The following is a 16,286-nucleotide window of genomic DNA, read 5'->3' as shown; positions in this document are numbered from 1 at the left end:
AGGATCGTGCCCGATGTTACCGGCAAGCACCCGGGGGTGCCAACCGACAGGTGTTGCTTAGGCTGCTACCACGACAACGCGTACGGTGGCTTCGACTTCGGCGTGCAGGTGCACGGCTACGTCGAATTCGCCTACGTTGCGGATGGTGCCGTTCGGCAGACGAACTTCGCTTTTCGCTACTTCAACGCCGGAGGCGGTCAGCGCGTCAGCGATGTCGTGGGTACCGATCGAACCGAACAGCTTGCCTTCGTCGCCAGCGGTGGCAGTGATGGTCACTTCCAGCTCGGCCAGTTGGGCAGCACGGCTTTCAGCCGATGCCTTACGGTCTGCGGCGGCTTTTTCCAGCTCAGCGCGACGCTCTTCGAACGCAGCCAGGTTGGCAGCGGTCGCAGCGGTGGCTTTGCCGAAAGGCAGCAGGTAGTTACGACCGTAGCCGGCCTTAACGTTTACTTTGTCGCCCAGGTTGCCCAGGTTGGCGATTTTTTCCAGAAGGATCAGTTGCATGTGAAAATCCTCTAACTTTTAACCTTCACCGTTCGCGCTGTCGGCGTCTTTCGGCGCCATACGACCGCGAAAATCAATCAGGCTGTCGACGATGGCCAGGACCACCAGCAACGGATAGATCAGCTGCATGAACAGCAACAACGTGACGTACAACCCCACCAGCCAGAACCTGGCCAGCCGCTTTTGCGCCACCAGCCCGTGAATCAGGGCCAGCGCGGCAAAGACCAGCGGTACGCTGCACAACGGCGTGAGCATCGCCATCTGCGGACCGAAGTTCGGCCCCAGAAGCATGCCCGCCAACAGCAACATCGCCAGCCCAAGCGGAAAGCGGATGGCGCGAAATTCGCGACCAAAACCACCCGGGTTGTACAACAACGCCTGCCAGTAGCGCCCGATAACCAGGCTCAGCACACTGACGATCTGCAACAAGGCCGCAATCAGTCCGGTCAGGACGGGGGCGATCAGGGACGCGAAACGCGCCTGCTCTTCTACCGACATCTGTTGGTAGAGATCACCGAGCGCCTCGGGCAGGATTTTTATCAAAGCCTGCGACAGCATCTCGATCTGGGGTTCGAAAGCCACCCCGAGCACCACTGAAAACACCACGCCTGTCGCTATGCTGACCAGCAGCACGCGGTTCCAGGATTCGCTGGCGCGCAACACCAACGCCAGCACCGAAGTCCCCAGCAGCACCATGACGGCACGCGGGTCAGCGGCATACAACCACCAGAGCAAGGCCGGCAGCAGTCCCAGAGCAAGAACGCCCAAGGCGTCCCTCAATCCGCGCCGCAGGAGTACAAGACCCACCGCGGCAGCACCCAACCAATACAACAACGGCAATGCCGCACATCCAGCCACTACCAGAGTGGCCTGCACACGTCCCCGCATGATGAAGTCAGCTAAGGCGCGCATGCATTCAATCCCTTACTACTTGTCGACTGCCCGGTCTCAGCGGCCGTGGCTGTCGGTGTAGGCCAGCAGGGCCAGGAAGCGGGCGCGCTTGATAGCGGTGGCCAGCTGACGCTGATAACGAGCTTTGGTACCGGTGATACGGCTTGGAACGATTTTGCCGGTCTCGGATACGTAGGCTTTCAGAGTGTTGAGATCTTTGTAATCGATCTCTTTCACGTCTTCAGCGGTGAAGCGGCAGAATTTACGACGACGGAAGAAACGTGCCATGTGATTGGCTCCTTAAAAGGTCCGTGGATTACTCGTCAGCGTTATCGCTGTTGTCGCTGTCGCTATCGCTGTCATCGCCATCGGCGCTGTCAGAGTGCTCAGGACGGTCGCGACGCTCACGGCGCTCACTGCGGTTTTCTTCAGCCTTGAGCATCTCGGATTGGCCGGTGACGGCTTCTTCGCGACGGATGACCAGGTTACGGATCACTGCATCGTTGTAGCGGAAGTTGTCTTCCAGCTCGGCCAGGGCCTTGCCAGTGCACTCAACGTTCAGCATCACGTAGTGAGCCTTGTGAACATTGTTGATTGCGTAGGCCAGTTGACGACGGCCCCAATCTTCCAGACGGTGGATTTTGCCGCCGTCTTCTTCGATCAGCTTGGTGTAACGCTCAACCATGCCGCCGACTTGCTCGCTTTGATCCGGGTGGACCAAAAAGATGATTTCGTAATGACGCATGAATGCTCCTTACGGGTTGTAGCCTGCCGCTCAAAAACGGTCAGACAAGGAGTGAATGACACTTATGGACTTGAGGACGCTAGACACATAAGTGCCTGCCATCACAGCAAGGGGCGCAATTGTAGAGAAGGGCCGAGGGCGGCGCAAGGCAATTGGTGATTATTTGAACAGCGCCGTTCCTGACCCTACACAAAACACTGTGGGAGCGAGCTTGCTCGCGATAGAGGCGTGTCAGTCGACATTTGCGTCACTGATACACCGTCATCGCGAGCAAGCTCGCTCCCACATTTTGACCGCGCCTGGATTAAGGCTTCTTGGCGGCAGCCTTGGCGCCACGCTGGCGCAGGGCCTCGAACAGGCAGACGCCGGTGGCGACCGAGACGTTGAGGCTGCTGACACTGCCGGCCATCGGCAGCTTGACCAGGTAATCGCAATGCTCGCGGGTCAGGCGGCGCATGCCCTTGCCTTCGGCGCCCATGATCAGGATGGTCGGACCGGTCAGGTCCTGGTCATAAATGCTGACCTCGGCCTCGCCCGCCGTGCCGACAACCCACAAGCCGCGCTGCTGGAGTTTCTCCAGGGTGCGCGCCAGGTTGGTCACCGCCACCAACGGAATGACTTCCGCCGCGCCGCAGGCAACTTTGCGCACCACGGGCGTCAAGGTTGCCGACTTGTCCTTGGGCACGATCACCGCCAGCGCACCGGCGGCATCCGCCGAACGCAGGCAGGCGCCAAGGTTATGAGGATCGGTCACGCCGTCCAGCACCAGCAGCAGGGGAGCGCCTTCAGTGCGATCCAGGAGCTCGTCGAGCATCGCTTCGCCCCAGACCTGGCTCGGACTGACCTCGGCCACGACACCCTGGTGCACGCCTTCGACCCAGGCATCCATTTCGCGCCGCTCGGCCTGGCCGACCGCAACGCGGTTTTCGCCAGCCAGCTCAACCAGGGTCTGGACGCGCGGATCGCTACGCCCTTCCGCCAGCCAGATCTGCTTGACCCGCTTGGGGTGATGACGCAGCAACGCTTCCACGGCGTGCACGCCGTAGATTTTTTCCAACTGACTCATGACTTGGCCTTGGGTTTACGCGCCCCGCCGCTCTTGGCTGGGGCCGAGCCCGCTTTCGGCGGGCCCTTACGGTGTTTGCTAGGCTTGCTGGCCGCCTTGTCCGGGGCCGACCGTCCGGCCTTGCTCCCGGATGCAGCTTTACCACCATTCTTGGCTTCGGCCAGCAACGCCTGTTTCATTTCACGGCTTTTGCGCAACTCAGCGTTCTTCGCCGCAGCATCGCTTGGCCGATAGGCTTCGACAGCTTTTTCCTTGGCCGGACCACGACGCCCCGACCGGGACGACGAAGCAGGCTCCTCGGACTTGCTGGCAGGCGCTGCGGTTTCGGCACCACGCTTCTTGCGACCGATCGGCGCGCTGATGGTTTTTTCCGCCATCTCGAAGTCGATCTTGCGCTCGTCGAGGTCGACACGCATCACCCGCACTTCGACGGTATCGCCAAGGCGGAAGCTGCGCCCGGTGCGCTCGCCCGCCAGGCGGTGATGCACAGGATCGAAGTGGTAGTAATCGCCCGGCAGCGCGGTGACATGCACCAGGCCTTCGACGTAGATGTCAGTCAGCTCGACGAACAGGCCAAAACCAGTCACGGCGGTAATCACGCCAGGGAACGACTCACCGACGCGATCCTTCATGTATTCGCACTTGAGCCAGTTCACCACGTCACGAGTCGCTTCGTCGGCACGTCGCTCACTCATCGAGCATTGCTCGCCGAGCTGCTCCAGGGCGGCCTCGTCGTACGGATAGATACGCGCCTTCGGAATGGTCATCGCACCGGCACGCTTGACGTGCGGGGTGTTCATCTTCGAGTGGATCACGCTGCGGATGGCCCGGTGCGTGAGCAGGTCGGGGTAGCGACGGATCGGCGACGTAAAGTGGGTGTAGGCCTCGTAATTCAGGCCGAAGTGACCCTGGTTATCGGCGCTGTACACCGCCTGGCTCAACGAGCGCAGCATCACGGTCTGGATCAGGTGGAAATCCGGACGATCCTTGATACTCGCCAGCAGAGCCTGGTAATCCTTCGGCGATGGACCTTCCTTGCCTTTGTGAAGGGACAAGCCCAGCTCACCGAGGAACGCCCGCAGTTTTTCCAGGCGCTCTGGCGGCGGACCGTCGTGAACCCGGTACAACGCAGGGATTTCATGCTTCTTGAGGAATTCCGCCGTGGCAACGTTGGCCGCCAGCATGCACTCCTCGATCAGCTTGTGCGCGTCGTTGCGCACGGTCGGCCGGATTTCAGCGATCTTGCGCTCGGTACCGAAGATGATCCGGGTTTCCTGGGTTTCGAAGTCGATCGCGCCGCGCACGTGGCGCGCCGCCAGCAGAACCTTGTACAGCGAGTAGAGCTGCTTGAGGTGCGGCACGACGTCGGTGTACTCGCCACGCAGCTTGCGCGACTCGGCCAGCTTCGGCGTTTCCAGCATCGCGCTGACCTTGTTGTAGGTCAGGCGGGCGTGGGAATGAATCACGGCTTCATAGAAGCAGTAGTCAGTCATCTCGCCGGCCTTGGAGATGGTCATCTCGCAGACCATGGCCAGGCGGTCGACATGGGGATTGAGCGAGCACAGGCCGTTGGACAGTTGCTCAGGCAACATCGGCACGACGCGCTCGGGGAAGTACACCGAGTTGCCGCGAACCTGGGCTTCGGCATCCAGCGCCGAACCGAGCTTCACATAACTGGAAACGTCGGCAATCGCCACGTACAACTTCCAGCCGCCCGAGAACAGGCGCAACTTGCCGGGCCGGGCTTCGCAGTAGACGGCATCGTCGAAGTCACGGGCGTCTTCACCGTCGATGGTGACGAACGGCAGGTGGCGCAGGTCGATGCGCTTCTCTTTGTCTTTCTCTTCGACTTCCGGCTTGAGCTTGGCGGCTTCTTTCAAGACCGCTTCAGGCCAGACGTGAGGAATGTCGTAGGTGCGCAGGGCAACGTCGATTTCCATGCCCGGCGCCATGTAGTTGCCGACCACTTCCACCACATCGCCTTGCGGCTGGAAGCGCGGGGTTGGCCAGTGGGTGATCTTCACCTCGACGAACTGACCGATCTGCGCGTTGGCATTACGGCCTGGCGTGACCAGCACTTCTTGCTGGATCTTCGGGTTGTCGGCAACGACGAAACCGATGCCACCTTCCTCGAAATAGCGCCCCACGATGGTTTCATGGGCACGGGAAACCACTTCGACGATCACGCCTTCACGACGTCCGCGGCGGTCCAGGCCGGAAACCCGGGCCAGCGCACGGTCGCCATCGAACACCAGGCGCATCTGCGCTGGGCTCATGAACAGGTCGTCGCTGCCATCGTCTGGAATCAGGAAACCGAAGCCGTCGCGGTGGCCGGCGATGCGGCCCAGGATCAGGTCGAGCTTGTCGACCGGGGCATAGGTGCCACGCCGGGTGTAGATCAGTTGAGCATCGCGCTCCATGGCACGCAGGCGGCGGCGCAGGGCTTCGAGCTGGTCCTCGGTGGTCAGGCCGAACTCTTCGACCAACTGCTCACGGCTAGCAGGCGAACCCCGATCGGCGAGATGCGCCAGGATCAGTTCGCGGCTAGGAATAGGGTTTTCATATTTTTCCGCTTCACGAGCGGCCTCGGGATCGAGGGACTGCCAATCGGCCATTAGAGAGTTTTCACCTTGTCTATATGCGGGTTAGTTTGGCATAGGCGTAATGAAACGGGAAATTTCAAGCATCAGATGCCTTTTCTAAAGTCTTTCGACACGCCTTTGAAGCCCCTGATTGCACCGCTCGTGAAATTTAGCGTTTTTTTTGCGCCCGGGGGTTTACAGTTAAAAACACGCTCCGTATAGTGCGCGCCATCGACGACGTAGACACGTTGCCGATATTGCCCAGATGGTGAAATTGGTAGACACGCCAGCTTCAGGTGCTGGTGACCGCAAGGTCGTGGAAGTTCGAGTCTTCTTCTGGGCACCAATTCAAGCTTCAAGGTTATACGCCTTGAACCTCACAAAAACCCGCGAAAGCGGGTTTTTGCATTTCTGCCCCCTGCAAATGCGTTTCAGCAATTACTAAAACAAAAACAGGGGTTTACAGATCAAAGCGCGCTCCGTATAGTGCGCCCCATCAACAGCGGCAACGCTGAAGATGCTGCCCAGATGGTGAAATTGGTAGACACGCCAGCTTCAGGTGCTGGTGACCGCAAGGTCGTGGAAGTTCGAGTCTTCTTCTGGGCACCAATTCAAGCTTCAAGGTTATACGCCTTGAACCTCACAAAAACCCGCGAAAGCGGGTTTTTGCGTTTCCGGGTTTAATACTCCCTCCGTGGCGAGGGAGCTTGCTCCCGCTGGAGGGCGAAGCCCTCCCCGGCCATCTGCCAGACAAGCCCAACTCCCCACTTATCGTCAAGACGCACATGAGAAACAATATCGTTTATCATTGTTACAAGTTTTTGCTACACGACAGTGAGGAACCCCGCGAATGATGTTTCGATCCACCCTGCGCCGCGCCCTGACCTTCACCCTGCTCGGCCTGACCCTCGCAACGCCCCTCACCCAAGCCGCCGACAAAGTGGAACTGACACTCTATAACGGCCAACACAAAGAAGTCGGCGACGAACTCGCCAAGGCCTTCGAGGCCAAGACCGGCATTCACGTCAACGTGCGCAAGGGCAGCAGCAACCAGCTCGCCAGCCAAGTCGTCGAAGAAGGCGACCGCTCCCCCGCCGATGTGATCTACACCGAAGAGTCGCCGCCGCTGAACAAGCTCGGCGAACAAGGCCTGCTGGCGAAGATCGATGATGCGACCCTCAATGTGCTTCCCAAAGACTATGTCGCCAACAACGGCACCTGGATGGGTGTGACCGCTCGCGTTCGCGTGGTCGCCTACAACCCCAAGCTGGTCGATGAAAAGGACCTGCCGAAAACCGTCCTCGATTTCGCCCAGCCACAATGGCAAGGCAAGGTCGGCTTCGTACCGACCAGCGGCGCGTTCCAGGAGCAAGCGGTAGCGATCATCAAATTGCACGGCAAGGAAGCCGCCGAAGAATGGCTCACCGGGCTACGCGCCTTCGGCAAGGTCTACAGCAACAACATGGTCGCCCTCAAAGCCGTGGAGAACGGCGAAGTGGCGACGGTCCTGGTGAACAATTACTACTGGTTCGCCCTGCAGCGGGAAAAGGGACAGCTCGATTCCAGACTGCATTACTTCACCGGCGGCGATGCCGGTGGCCTGGTCACCGTCTCCAGCGCCGCCGCACTGAAATCCAGCAAACACCCCAAGGAAGCCCAACAGTTGCTGGCCTACATGGCCAGCGAAGAAGGCCAGCGGGTGATTACCCAGACGTCGGCCGAATACCCGCTGCACAAGGGCATGACCTCGGACCGCGGCCTCAAGCCGTTCAATGAGCTGGAGCCACCGAAAGTCACCCCGGCCGACCTCGGCAATGCCGAAGAAGCCTTGGAACTGGAACGTGAAGTCGGCCTGAACTGATGACGCCGTCGCCAAGTGCCTCTCCCGCAGCCGGGGCTTACGCTCCCCGGCGCAAGCGCCCTTCGATCGGGTTGCTGCTGCCAGTGCTGCTGCTCGTCCTGCTGAGCCTGCTGCCATTGGCCTACGTGGTTACAAAGGCATGGCAGGCCGGCTGGGCAGAGGCATTGCATTTGCTGTGGCGGCCTTATGTATTCGGCTTGCTGCGCAACACGCTGATGCTGATGACCGGCGTCACGTTGGCCTGCGGCATCATCGGTCTGTCCCTGGCCTGGCTGCTGGAGCGCAGCAACCTGCCGGGGCGGCGCGTCTGGGGCGTTATCCTGTGCCTGCCGTTCGCGGTGCCGGCGTTTATCAGCAGCTTCACCTGGGTTTCCCTGAGCGCTCAGTTCGAAGGGCTGGGCGGGGCAATCCTGGTGATGACACTGTCCAAATATCCGTTGATCTTTCTTCCCGTGGCGGCAACGCTGCGCAACCTCGACCCGTCCCTTGAAGAGTCCGCCCGCACCCTGGGCCACAACCGCTGGGGCGTGTTTTTTCGCGTCACCCTGCCCTTGCTCTGGCCTTCGCTGCTGGCCGGCTCCCTGCTGATTGCCCTGCACATGCTGGTGGAGTTCGGCGCGCTGTCGATCATCGGCCTGCAGACGTTTACCACAGCCATCTATCAACAGTTCGAACTGGAATTCAGCAACGCCAATGCCGCCATGCTGTCAGCGGTGTTGCTGGTGCTGTGCATGGCGCTGTTGTGGCTGGAACTGCGAGTACGCGGCAAGGGCCGCCATGTGCGCACCGGCCAAGGCGCGGCGCGCCAGGCCGGACAGGTACGGCTCGGCCCATGGACGCTTCTTGGGCAACTGTATTGCCTGGCCCTTGCGGTCATCGGCAGCGGAATTCCGCTGGGGATGTTGGCGTATTGGCTGGCAGTGGGCACGTCCGCCGCGTTTCCTGCGAGCGAAATTGGCGAAGCGTTATTGTCGTCCCTGGCACTTTCGCTGGGCGGCGCCGCGCTCTGCCTTGTGCTGGCCGTGCCGGTCGGCCTGCTGGTAGTGCGCCACAAGGGGCGGCTGGCGATATGGGCCGAACGCCTGCCTTACCTGCTGCATGCGCTGCCCGGATTGGTGATCGCCCTGAGCCTGGTGTATTTCGCCCTGCACTACGTGCCGGCGCTGTACCAGACTTCAGGCCTGCTGTTGATTGCCTATGCGCTGCTGTTCCTGCCACTGGCCCAGGCCCCGGTGCGTACCGCGCTGAACAAGGCCGCGCCGCAGCTGGAAGAAGCGGCGCGCACGCTGGGAGCGTCGTCGTTCAGCGCGTTTTGCCGCGTGACCCTGCCGATCATCTTCCCGGCGCTGGGCGCGGCGTTCGCGTTGGTGTTCCTGGATGCGATGAAGGAATTGACCGCCACGCTGTTGCTGAGCCCGACCGGGCTCAATACGTTGGCGACAGCGGTGTGGGCACATACGTCGAATGTGGAATTCGCGGCGGCAGCGCCGTATGCGGCGCTGTTGATAGTGGTGTCGGGGTTGCCGGTGTATTTACTGACGACGCGAATGTATCTGAGCCGCTGAGAGAGCTTTCGCGAGCAGGCTCGCGAAGAGACAGCCATTGAATCTCGAATCAGGCCCTGAACTGCCCCAGGCTAGCCTTCAACTGCGCCGCCAGATTATCCAACACCTTGCCACTGGCCGTCGTCTCAACCACCGCCTGGGCAGCTTTCTCGGCTTGGGCATGAATGGTCTCGACCCGACCACGCACCGCTTGCGCACCCTGGGCCTGATGCGCCGCTGCCTGGGTCGCCAGACCGATGGCCGCATGCACCTGCTCGACCGACGCCTGCACCGACTGCTGCAGCCGCGCACTGTCACGCAATACCGACAGCCCCTCACTGGCCTGGCGCCCGGCCTGGCCAATCGCTGCCACCGCTTCACGCGCGCCTTGTTGCAGTGCCACGATATGGGCCTGAATGTCGCCGGTTGAACTCTGGGTCTTGCTCGCCAGCGCCCTCACCTCATCCGCCACCACCGCAAACCCGCGCCCGGTCTCCCCGGCACGCGCTGCCTCGATGGCCGCGTTCAAGGCCAACAGGTTGGTTTGCTCGGCGATGCCGTGGATCACCGTCAGCACCACTTCGATCTGCTCGCTCTGCTGGGCCAGCCGCTCGATGACCTTCGCCCCCGTGTCCACCTGCCCGGCCAGCGCCTCGATCAAACTGCCGACCTTGGCCGACGTTCGAGTGGTTTCATCAGTGGCCTGACGGATCTCCACGACCTGCTGCAAGGCCGCCTGCATCGCCTGGCTTTCCGACTGCGCCTCATCGGCCATCTGCGACAGCGCTCGCAGGCTCTCGGCCACTTCATCGCGCTGCATCCCGGCCGCCGCGTCGGCACCGGAGTTGCGCAAGGTCATCGCGCCAATTTCCTGACCAGTACGCTGGGCCACGTCCCCCGCCTCGCGCACGATGGGTTGCAACTTATCCACAAAGCGATTGACCGCCGAGGCCATGTCGCCGATTTCGTCCTTGCTGTTGATCTGCACGCGCTTGGTCAAATCGCCCTCGCCCGCCGCCAGGTCGTTCATCGCAGCGATCAACAGCTTCAAGCGATTGACCACCCGACGCCCCAGCACCACGGCCAGCAACACCAACACGCCCAACCCCACCAGCGCCAGGCCCAGGCCGATGCGCCAGCGCAACGTCCCCGCAGCCTCCTGCACGGTCGCAGCGGTATTGGTCTGCATTTCGGTGGCGGTGGCCTGCGCCGAGTCCAGCCGGCCGCGCATCGCGGCGGCACTGTCGGCAGCCGCGCCCTTGAGGCTGTCGCCCACCAGTTGATCGCTGCTGGCGATCAATGCGGAGAAACGCTGGTCAAGCGCCTTCAGGTCGGTCTCCACTGAAGCGGTGGAAACGCCCATCAGCACCTTGCCGATTTCCACCCCATTGGGGTTGATCGAGGCTTCGAGGTAAAAAACCGATGGATCGTTCTTCGCCGCGTCCAGCACTTTGTCCAGTGCCCGTTCGCCCTTGCCCTTTTCCAACAGGGCCTTGTTGATCGGATTTTCCCGGTTCAGATAACGGGTCAGGTGTTCCCCAGCGGCGTCGTCGTAGATGACAAACAGCACATTGGGATTACGCTGGGCCCGACGGGCGAATTCGGACAAGGTCGGCACGTCACTGTCCCACATGGCGCGAGGCGCGACCGAGGCCAGAAGCTGCGCCATATCATTGGCGGAATCACGCAAGTCTTTTTCCAGGGTCGCCCGCAGTTGGGCCTGCTCTTCCTTCAGACGCGAGGACAAACCGGCGGTCAATCGCTGGCGGGTGCTGGCGGACAAACTGTCCAGGCTCGACGTGACTTCGCGCCCAGCCTGCTCCAATTCACCGGCCAGCTTCTGGCTGTCGGCGCCCAGGCGCGCGCCCAGATCGGACTCCAACGCCGTGACCGTGCTTCGGGTCAGCGCAACCGCAACCAGTACTTGCACCAAAAGGGCGATACCGAGCGTAACGAACACAGGCCGCAACAAACGGCTTTGTAACAGTGAGAGAACGGCCGACACTTGAAATCCCTCTACCAAACGCCATTAATTTGATGGCACTCGTGAAAGCGGTGCCTTAATGGTGAGGCATAGCAAGTGTCGTGCCGTCGGCCAGACAGAAACGACAAAGGGCTCCCTAAGGAGCCCTTTGTTTTTTACATCAACGACTTATCAGCCAAACGGATGACGCAGGACGATGGTTTCGTTGCGGTCCGGACCCGTCGAAATAATGTCGATCGGCGCACCGACCAGCTCTTCGACGCGCTTGATGTAGTTGCGCGCGGCCAACGGCAGCTCTTCCAGGGTCTTGGCGCCCACGGTCGACTCGGTCCAGCCTGGCATCTGCTCGTACACCGGCTCCAGGCCGATGTAGCTGTCGGCGTCGGTCGGTGCGTCGATGACGGCGCCGTCCTGGTTCTTGTAGCCCACGCAGATATTGATGGTTTCCAGGCCGTCCAGCACGTCCAGCTTGGTCAGGCACAGGCCCGAGATGCTGTTGACGTCGATGGCGCGACGCAGGATCACGGCATCGAACCAGCCGCAACGACGAGCACGACCGGTGGTAGCACCGAACTCGTGGCCGCGCTTGGCGAGGAAGGCACCGACGTCGTCGAACAGCTCAGTCGGGAACGGACCCGAGCCGACGCGGGTGGTGTAGGCCTTGGTGATACCCAGGATGTAGTCCAGGTACATCGGGCCAAAGCCCGAACCGGTGGCGATACCGCCCGCAGTGGTGTTGGAGCTGGTGACGTACGGGTAGGTGCCGTGGTCGATGTCCAGCAGCGAACCCTGGGCGCCTTCGAACATGATGTCCTTGCCGGCGCGGCGCAGCTCGTGCAGCTCGGCAGTGACGTCGAGCATCATCGGCTTGAGCAGCTCGGCGTATTCCATGCACTCATCCAGGGTCTTCTGGAAGTCGATGGCCGGCTCTTTGTAGTAATTGACCAGGACAAAGTTGTGGTAGTCCAGCAACTCGCCCAGCTTGGCGGCGAAACGCTCACGGTGGAACAGGTCACCGATACGCAGGCCGCGACGAGCCACCTTGTCTTCGTAGGCCGGGCCGATGCCGCGACCGGTGGTGCCGATCTTCAGCTCGCCACGGGCCTTTTCACGGGCCTGGTCCAGCGCCACGTGATAGGACAGGATCAGCGGGCAGGACGGGCTGATACGCAGGCGCTCGCGCACCGGTACGCCTTTCTCTTCCAGCTTGATGATTTCCCGCAGCAGGGCGTCGGGCGCCACCACCACACCGTTGCCGATCAGGCATTGCACGCCTTCGCGCAGCACGCCAGATGGAATCAGGTGCAGGACGGTTTTTTCACCGTCGATCACCAGGGTGTGACCGGCGTTGTGGCCACCTTGGTAGCGCACTACGGCGGCAGCATGTTCGGTCAGCAGATCGACGATCTTGCCTTTGCCCTCATCACCCCATTGGGTGCCCAGGACTACGACATTCTTACCCATAACACTTGTCCTCATTCGCGCAAACTTGGTGCCGGCTCCAGGCCGGCAGGAAAACTCAAGAAGCCAGCGGCAATACTTGCCAAAGCCCGTTCTGCTGAATCAATTGCCGGTCGCAGTCCGCTTCACGGGCGGCGGCCAAAGGTTGTCCAGGCAAGGCCTGGACGACACGCTGACCCTCACTGCGCAACTGGCAGACCGCCTGCCAGAGTGCCGCATCCGTACTGTCAGGCATCCAGATACCGCCAGACGGTAGCTCGACTTCAGCACGCCCCAGGGTCACCAGGGTTTTCAAATCGGTGGAAAAACCGGTCGCCGGACGAGCGCGACCGAAGTCAGCGCCGATGTCGTCGTAGCGACCGCCCTGGGCGATGGACTGGCCAACACCCGGGACGAACACCGCGAACACCACGCCGGTGTGGTAGTGATAACCGCGCAGCTCGCCCAGGTCGAAATACAGCGGCAATTCCGGGAAACGCACCGACAGGCGCTCGGCAATCGCCAACAGATCGTCCAGCGCCGCCAACACCGGGGCCGGCGCGCCGGCCAGGCGCTCGCGGGCAGCGTCCAGCACTTCACGGCCACCACAGAGATCCACCAACGCCCGCAACATGCCAGACAGATCGCTCGGCAGGCCTTCGGTCAGGCTGATGACTTCATCGATGGCCTTGCGCTGCAAGGCGTCGAACAACCGTTGCTCCACTTCACCGGACAAACCGGCCGCACGGGCGAGGCCACGGTAGATACCGACATGGCCAAGGTCCATGTGGACATCCGGCACATCAGCCAGTTGCAGCATGGCCAGCATCAGGCTGATGACTTCAACGTCGCTGCTTGGGCTGGCATCGCCGTACAGTTCGGCACCCAGCTGAATCGGGCTGCGCGAGGATGACAAGGCGCGCGGCTGGGCATGCAGGACGCTGCCGGCGTAGCACAGGCGGCTCGGGCCTTCGCGACGCAGGGTGTGGGCGTCGATGCGCGCCACTTGAGGCGTGATGTCAGCCCGAAAGCCCATCTGCCGCCCCGATTGCGGGTCGATGACCTTGAAGGTGCGCAGATCCAGGTCCTGGCCCGCACCGGTCAGCAGGGATTCCAGGTACTCGATATGCGGGGTCACGACGAACTCGTAACCCCAGCTCTGGAACAGATCCAACACCTGCCGACGCGCTACTTCGATACGCGCGGCTTCCGGTGGCAGTACTTCTTCGATGCCATCTGGCAGCAGCCAGCGGTCTACCGTTGCCATTACGCCATTCCCCTATGGTCCGGGCGGCCAGCTTTCGGGCTGGCCTTGAGTGAAGCAGAAAATGCCCGCGTCATGCGAAAAACCGCAAACAACGCGCAAGGGCGACGTGACGAATGGCCCTGGATCGGCCTCGCCAAGCACTTTCCTCGAAAAACCTGTCGGGTCGTTCAACCCGACGCCTGCACCGCATAAACCACAATCGAACGCGCAGACGCAAAAAAGCCGGGAATTTCCCGGCTGCCGCATCATACACACGTTTTCCCAAAGGATCACCCCGCCCGACGTTTTAGCCGCCGGGCGGAGTGCTTCAGGTCAACGTCGTATCAAGGCTTGGCCTTTTCCAGGTAGTGGAAAAAGTCGCTGCTTGGGTCCAGGACCATGACGTCGGATTTGTTCGCAAAGCTTTCACGGTAGGCGCGCAGGCTACGGTAGAACCCGTAGAACTCCTGATCCTGGCCGTACGCCTTGGCGTAGATCGCAGCGGCCTGGGCATCACCATCACCGCGGACCTCTTCCGATTCACGGTAGGCTTCGGCCAGCAGCACGCGGCGTTGACGGTCGGCGTCGGCACGGATGCCTTCGGCCAGCTCGTTACCCTTGGCGCGGTGCTCACGAGCTTCACGCTCACGCTCGGTGCTCATGCGTTCGAACACGCTGCGGTTCACTTCCTTCGGCAGGTCGATGGCCTTGACCCGGACATCGACCACTTCGATACCCAGCTCCTTTTCCGCCATTGCGTTCAGCGAACGGGTGATGTCGGCCATGAGCGCATCACGCTCGCCGGACACCACTTCATGCAAGGTACGCTTACCGAACTGGTCACGCAGGCCCGACTCCAGGCGACGGGACAGGCGTTCGTCGGCGATCTGCTTGAGGCCGGAAGTCGCGGTGTAGAAGCGCTCGGCATCCTTCACGCGCCACTTGGCGTAGGCATCGACCATCACGGCTTTCTTTTCCAGCGTCAGGAAGCGTTGCGTCGGTGCATCGAGGGTCATCAGGCGGCCGTCGAACTTGCGCACCTTGTTGACGTACGGCACCTTCACATGCAGCCCTGGCTGGACATCAGCCTGGACCACGCGACCGAATTGCAGCAACACCGCACGCTCGGTCTGAGCCACGATGTAGAAGCAGTTCCAGGCAGCGATCGCCACGACGACACCGACAATAAGGGCGATCAGCGATTTATTGCTCATCAGCGACTCTCCCTGGTACGTGCTTGCTGTTGCTGCAGATCCGCCGCCGCACGGGCATTGGCTTCATTGCTCGCGGCTGCCGCGCTGGTGGGTGGCGTACCGGTATTGCGGCTGCCCTCGACCATCTTGTCCAGCGGCAGGTACAGCAGATTGCTCTGGCCGTTCTTGTTGCCGGTCACGAGGACCTTGCTGGTGTTGCTGAAGACTTCCTGCATGGTGTCCAGGTACAGACGCTGACGGGTCACTTCAGGGGCCTTGCGATACTCGGCCACCAGCTTGGTGAAGCGATCAGCCTCACCCTTCGCACGGGAAACCACTTCGTCGCGATAACCGTTGGCATCCTCGATGATGCGCTGGGCCTGGCCACGGGCTTCCGGCACGACGCCGTTGGCATAGGTTTCGGCCTGGTTGCGCGAACGCTGTTCGTCTTCACGGGCGCGGATCACGTCGTCGAAGGCTTCCTGTACTTCGCGCGGTGCCGCTGCGCTCTGGACGTTGACCTGGGTGACGGTGATACCGGTGCGATAGGTATCGAGGAAGCGCTGCAGGCGTTCCTTGATTTCGCTGGCCATCAGCTCACGGCCTTCGGTCAGCACCTGGTCCATGGCAGTGGAGCCCACCACATGGCGCAAGGCACTTTCAGTCGCGTGTTGCAGGCTGATTTCCGGCTGGTCGACGTTCAACACGAAGTCCTGCAGGTTGGTGATCTTGTACTGCACGGTCAGCGGCACTTCGACGATGTTCTCGTCTTCGGTCAGCATCTGGCCCTGCTTGGTGTAGGCACGCTCACGCGTGACGTTCTCCATGTACTTCTGGTCGATCGGCGGGAAATAGATGTTCAGGCCCGGGCCGACGGTTTCGTAGTATTTGCCGAAGCGCAGCACAACGGCCTGCTCCTGCTCGTCCACGACATAAACCGCACTGTACAGCCAGACAGCCGCGAGCACGACAAGACCGATGCCGAGCAGGCCGAAACCGCCGCCCTTGCCCGGACGGCTGCCGCCATCGTCACCGCGTTTCTTACCACCACCGAACAAACCGTTCAGGCTTTCCTGCAGCTTGCGGAAGGCCTCGTCGAGATCCGGTGGTCCCTTGCGGTCGCCGTTGTTACGACGCTTGCCGCCCCAGGGATCCTGGTTATTCGAGTTGCCACCCGGCTCATTCCAAGCCATAGCGCTCTCCATCTGATAAAGCAAAGACGCACCCACG

13 protein-coding genes, 2 tRNA genes and 1 pseudogene are annotated in these 16,286 nt (G+C 61.5%); 4 read left to right on the top strand and 12 right to left on the bottom strand.

What is annotated here, in order from left to right; all coding sequences use genetic code 11:
* Nucleotides 1-57: 57 nt before the first annotated feature.
* From rplI to rnr, 6 genes are all read right to left on the bottom strand, one after another.
* Nucleotides 58-504, bottom strand: a complete 447-nt coding sequence (gene rplI, locus JMN22_RS06770) for a 50S ribosomal protein L9 (RefSeq protein WP_003186385.1) — start codon at nucleotides 502-504, stop codon at nucleotides 58-60.
* A gap of 18 nt (nucleotides 505-522) precedes the next feature.
* A complete protein-coding gene (locus JMN22_RS06765; protein ID WP_198797210.1) occupies nucleotides 523-1,416 on the bottom strand; it encodes a hypothetical protein in 894 nt (297 codons plus the stop codon).
* Nucleotides 1,417-1,452: 36 nt separating this feature from the next.
* A complete protein-coding gene (gene rpsR, locus JMN22_RS06760; protein WP_002551829.1) occupies nucleotides 1,453-1,683 on the bottom strand; it encodes a 30S ribosomal protein S18 in 231 nt (76 codons plus the stop codon).
* Between the two features lie 28 nt (nucleotides 1,684-1,711).
* Nucleotides 1,712-2,140 carry a 30S ribosomal protein S6 gene (gene rpsF / locus JMN22_RS06755; RefSeq protein WP_003186395.1) on the bottom strand — a complete coding sequence of 143 codons (429 nt, stop codon included), beginning with the start codon at nucleotides 2,138-2,140 and terminating at the stop codon, nucleotides 1,712-1,714.
* Between the two features lie 304 nt (nucleotides 2,141-2,444).
* Nucleotides 2,445-3,206 (bottom strand): 23S rRNA (guanosine(2251)-2'-O)-methyltransferase RlmB, encoded by a 762-nt coding sequence (rlmB, locus tag JMN22_RS06750; protein ID WP_030140153.1) that lies wholly within the window; start codon nucleotides 3,204-3,206, stop codon nucleotides 2,445-2,447.
* The gene (gene rnr, locus JMN22_RS06745) at nucleotides 3,203-5,821 is read right to left on the bottom strand and encodes a ribonuclease R (protein ID WP_198797211.1); all 2,619 of its coding nucleotides are present in this window, start codon (nucleotides 5,819-5,821) and stop codon (nucleotides 3,203-3,205) included. The genes rlmB and rnr overlap by 4 nt, the downstream gene beginning before the upstream one ends.
* 226 nt (nucleotides 5,822-6,047) lie before the next feature.
* Here rnr and JMN22_RS06740 point away from each other — a divergent pair.
* The 4 genes from JMN22_RS06740 to JMN22_RS06725 all read left to right on the top strand — a co-directional run bounded on the left by JMN22_RS06740 (nucleotide 6,048) and on the right by JMN22_RS06725 (nucleotide 9,214).
* Nucleotides 6,048-6,134, top strand: a tRNA-Leu gene (locus JMN22_RS06740).
* Between the two features lie 176 nt (nucleotides 6,135-6,310).
* Nucleotides 6,311-6,397 (top strand) — tRNA-Leu (locus JMN22_RS06735).
* A 241-nt stretch (nucleotides 6,398-6,638) separates the two neighbouring features.
* Entirely contained in the window at nucleotides 6,639-7,649 is a 1,011-nt protein-coding gene (locus JMN22_RS06730) for an extracellular solute-binding protein (protein WP_198797212.1), read from the top strand.
* Complete coding sequence (locus JMN22_RS06725; RefSeq protein WP_030140156.1) at nucleotides 7,649-9,214, top strand: ABC transporter permease; 1,566 nt, start codon at nucleotides 7,649-7,651, stop codon at nucleotides 9,212-9,214. Before JMN22_RS06730 ends, JMN22_RS06725 begins: the two co-directional genes overlap by 1 nt.
* A 49-nt stretch (nucleotides 9,215-9,263) precedes the next feature.
* Here JMN22_RS06725 and JMN22_RS26800 read toward each other — a convergent pair whose 3' ends face one another.
* The 6 genes and pseudogenes from JMN22_RS26800 to hflK form a co-directional block, all read right to left on the bottom strand.
* Nucleotides 9,264-9,968, bottom strand: coding sequence for a methyl-accepting chemotaxis protein (locus JMN22_RS26800; RefSeq protein ID WP_411829961.1), 705 nt, complete (start codon nucleotides 9,966-9,968; stop codon nucleotides 9,264-9,266).
* A 201-nt stretch (nucleotides 9,969-10,169) separates the two neighbouring features.
* Nucleotides 10,170-10,223 (bottom strand): annotated as a pseudogene (locus JMN22_RS26795) (hypothetical protein); the annotation flags it as partial.
* A gap of 1,125 nt (nucleotides 10,224-11,348) precedes the next feature.
* A complete protein-coding gene (locus JMN22_RS06715; protein WP_030140158.1) occupies nucleotides 11,349-12,641 on the bottom strand; it encodes an adenylosuccinate synthase in 1,293 nt (430 codons plus the stop codon).
* A 55-nt stretch (nucleotides 12,642-12,696) separates the two neighbouring features.
* Complete coding sequence (locus JMN22_RS06710; protein WP_198797214.1) at nucleotides 12,697-13,884, bottom strand: ATP phosphoribosyltransferase regulatory subunit; 1,188 nt, start codon at nucleotides 13,882-13,884, stop codon at nucleotides 12,697-12,699.
* A 323-nt stretch (nucleotides 13,885-14,207) separates the two neighbouring features.
* Nucleotides 14,208-15,077 (bottom strand): protease modulator HflC, encoded by an 870-nt coding sequence (hflC, locus tag JMN22_RS06705; RefSeq protein WP_030140160.1) that lies wholly within the window; start codon nucleotides 15,075-15,077, stop codon nucleotides 14,208-14,210.
* Nucleotides 15,077-16,249: an FtsH protease activity modulator HflK gene (gene hflK, locus JMN22_RS06700; RefSeq protein WP_030140161.1), complete on the bottom strand. Its 1,173-nt coding sequence runs from the start codon at nucleotides 16,247-16,249 to the stop codon at nucleotides 15,077-15,079. Before hflK ends, hflC begins: the two co-directional genes overlap by 1 nt.
* Nucleotides 16,250-16,286: the final 37 nt, after the last annotated feature.

The sequence above is a fragment of the Pseudomonas sp. HB05 genome, assembly GCF_016756915.1.
GTDB classification, from domain to species: Bacteria; Pseudomonadota; Gammaproteobacteria; order Pseudomonadales; family Pseudomonadaceae; genus Aquipseudomonas; species Aquipseudomonas alvandae.
Note: the sequence above shows the minus strand (reverse complement) of the source record. Positions and strands in the feature narration are given on the sequence as shown.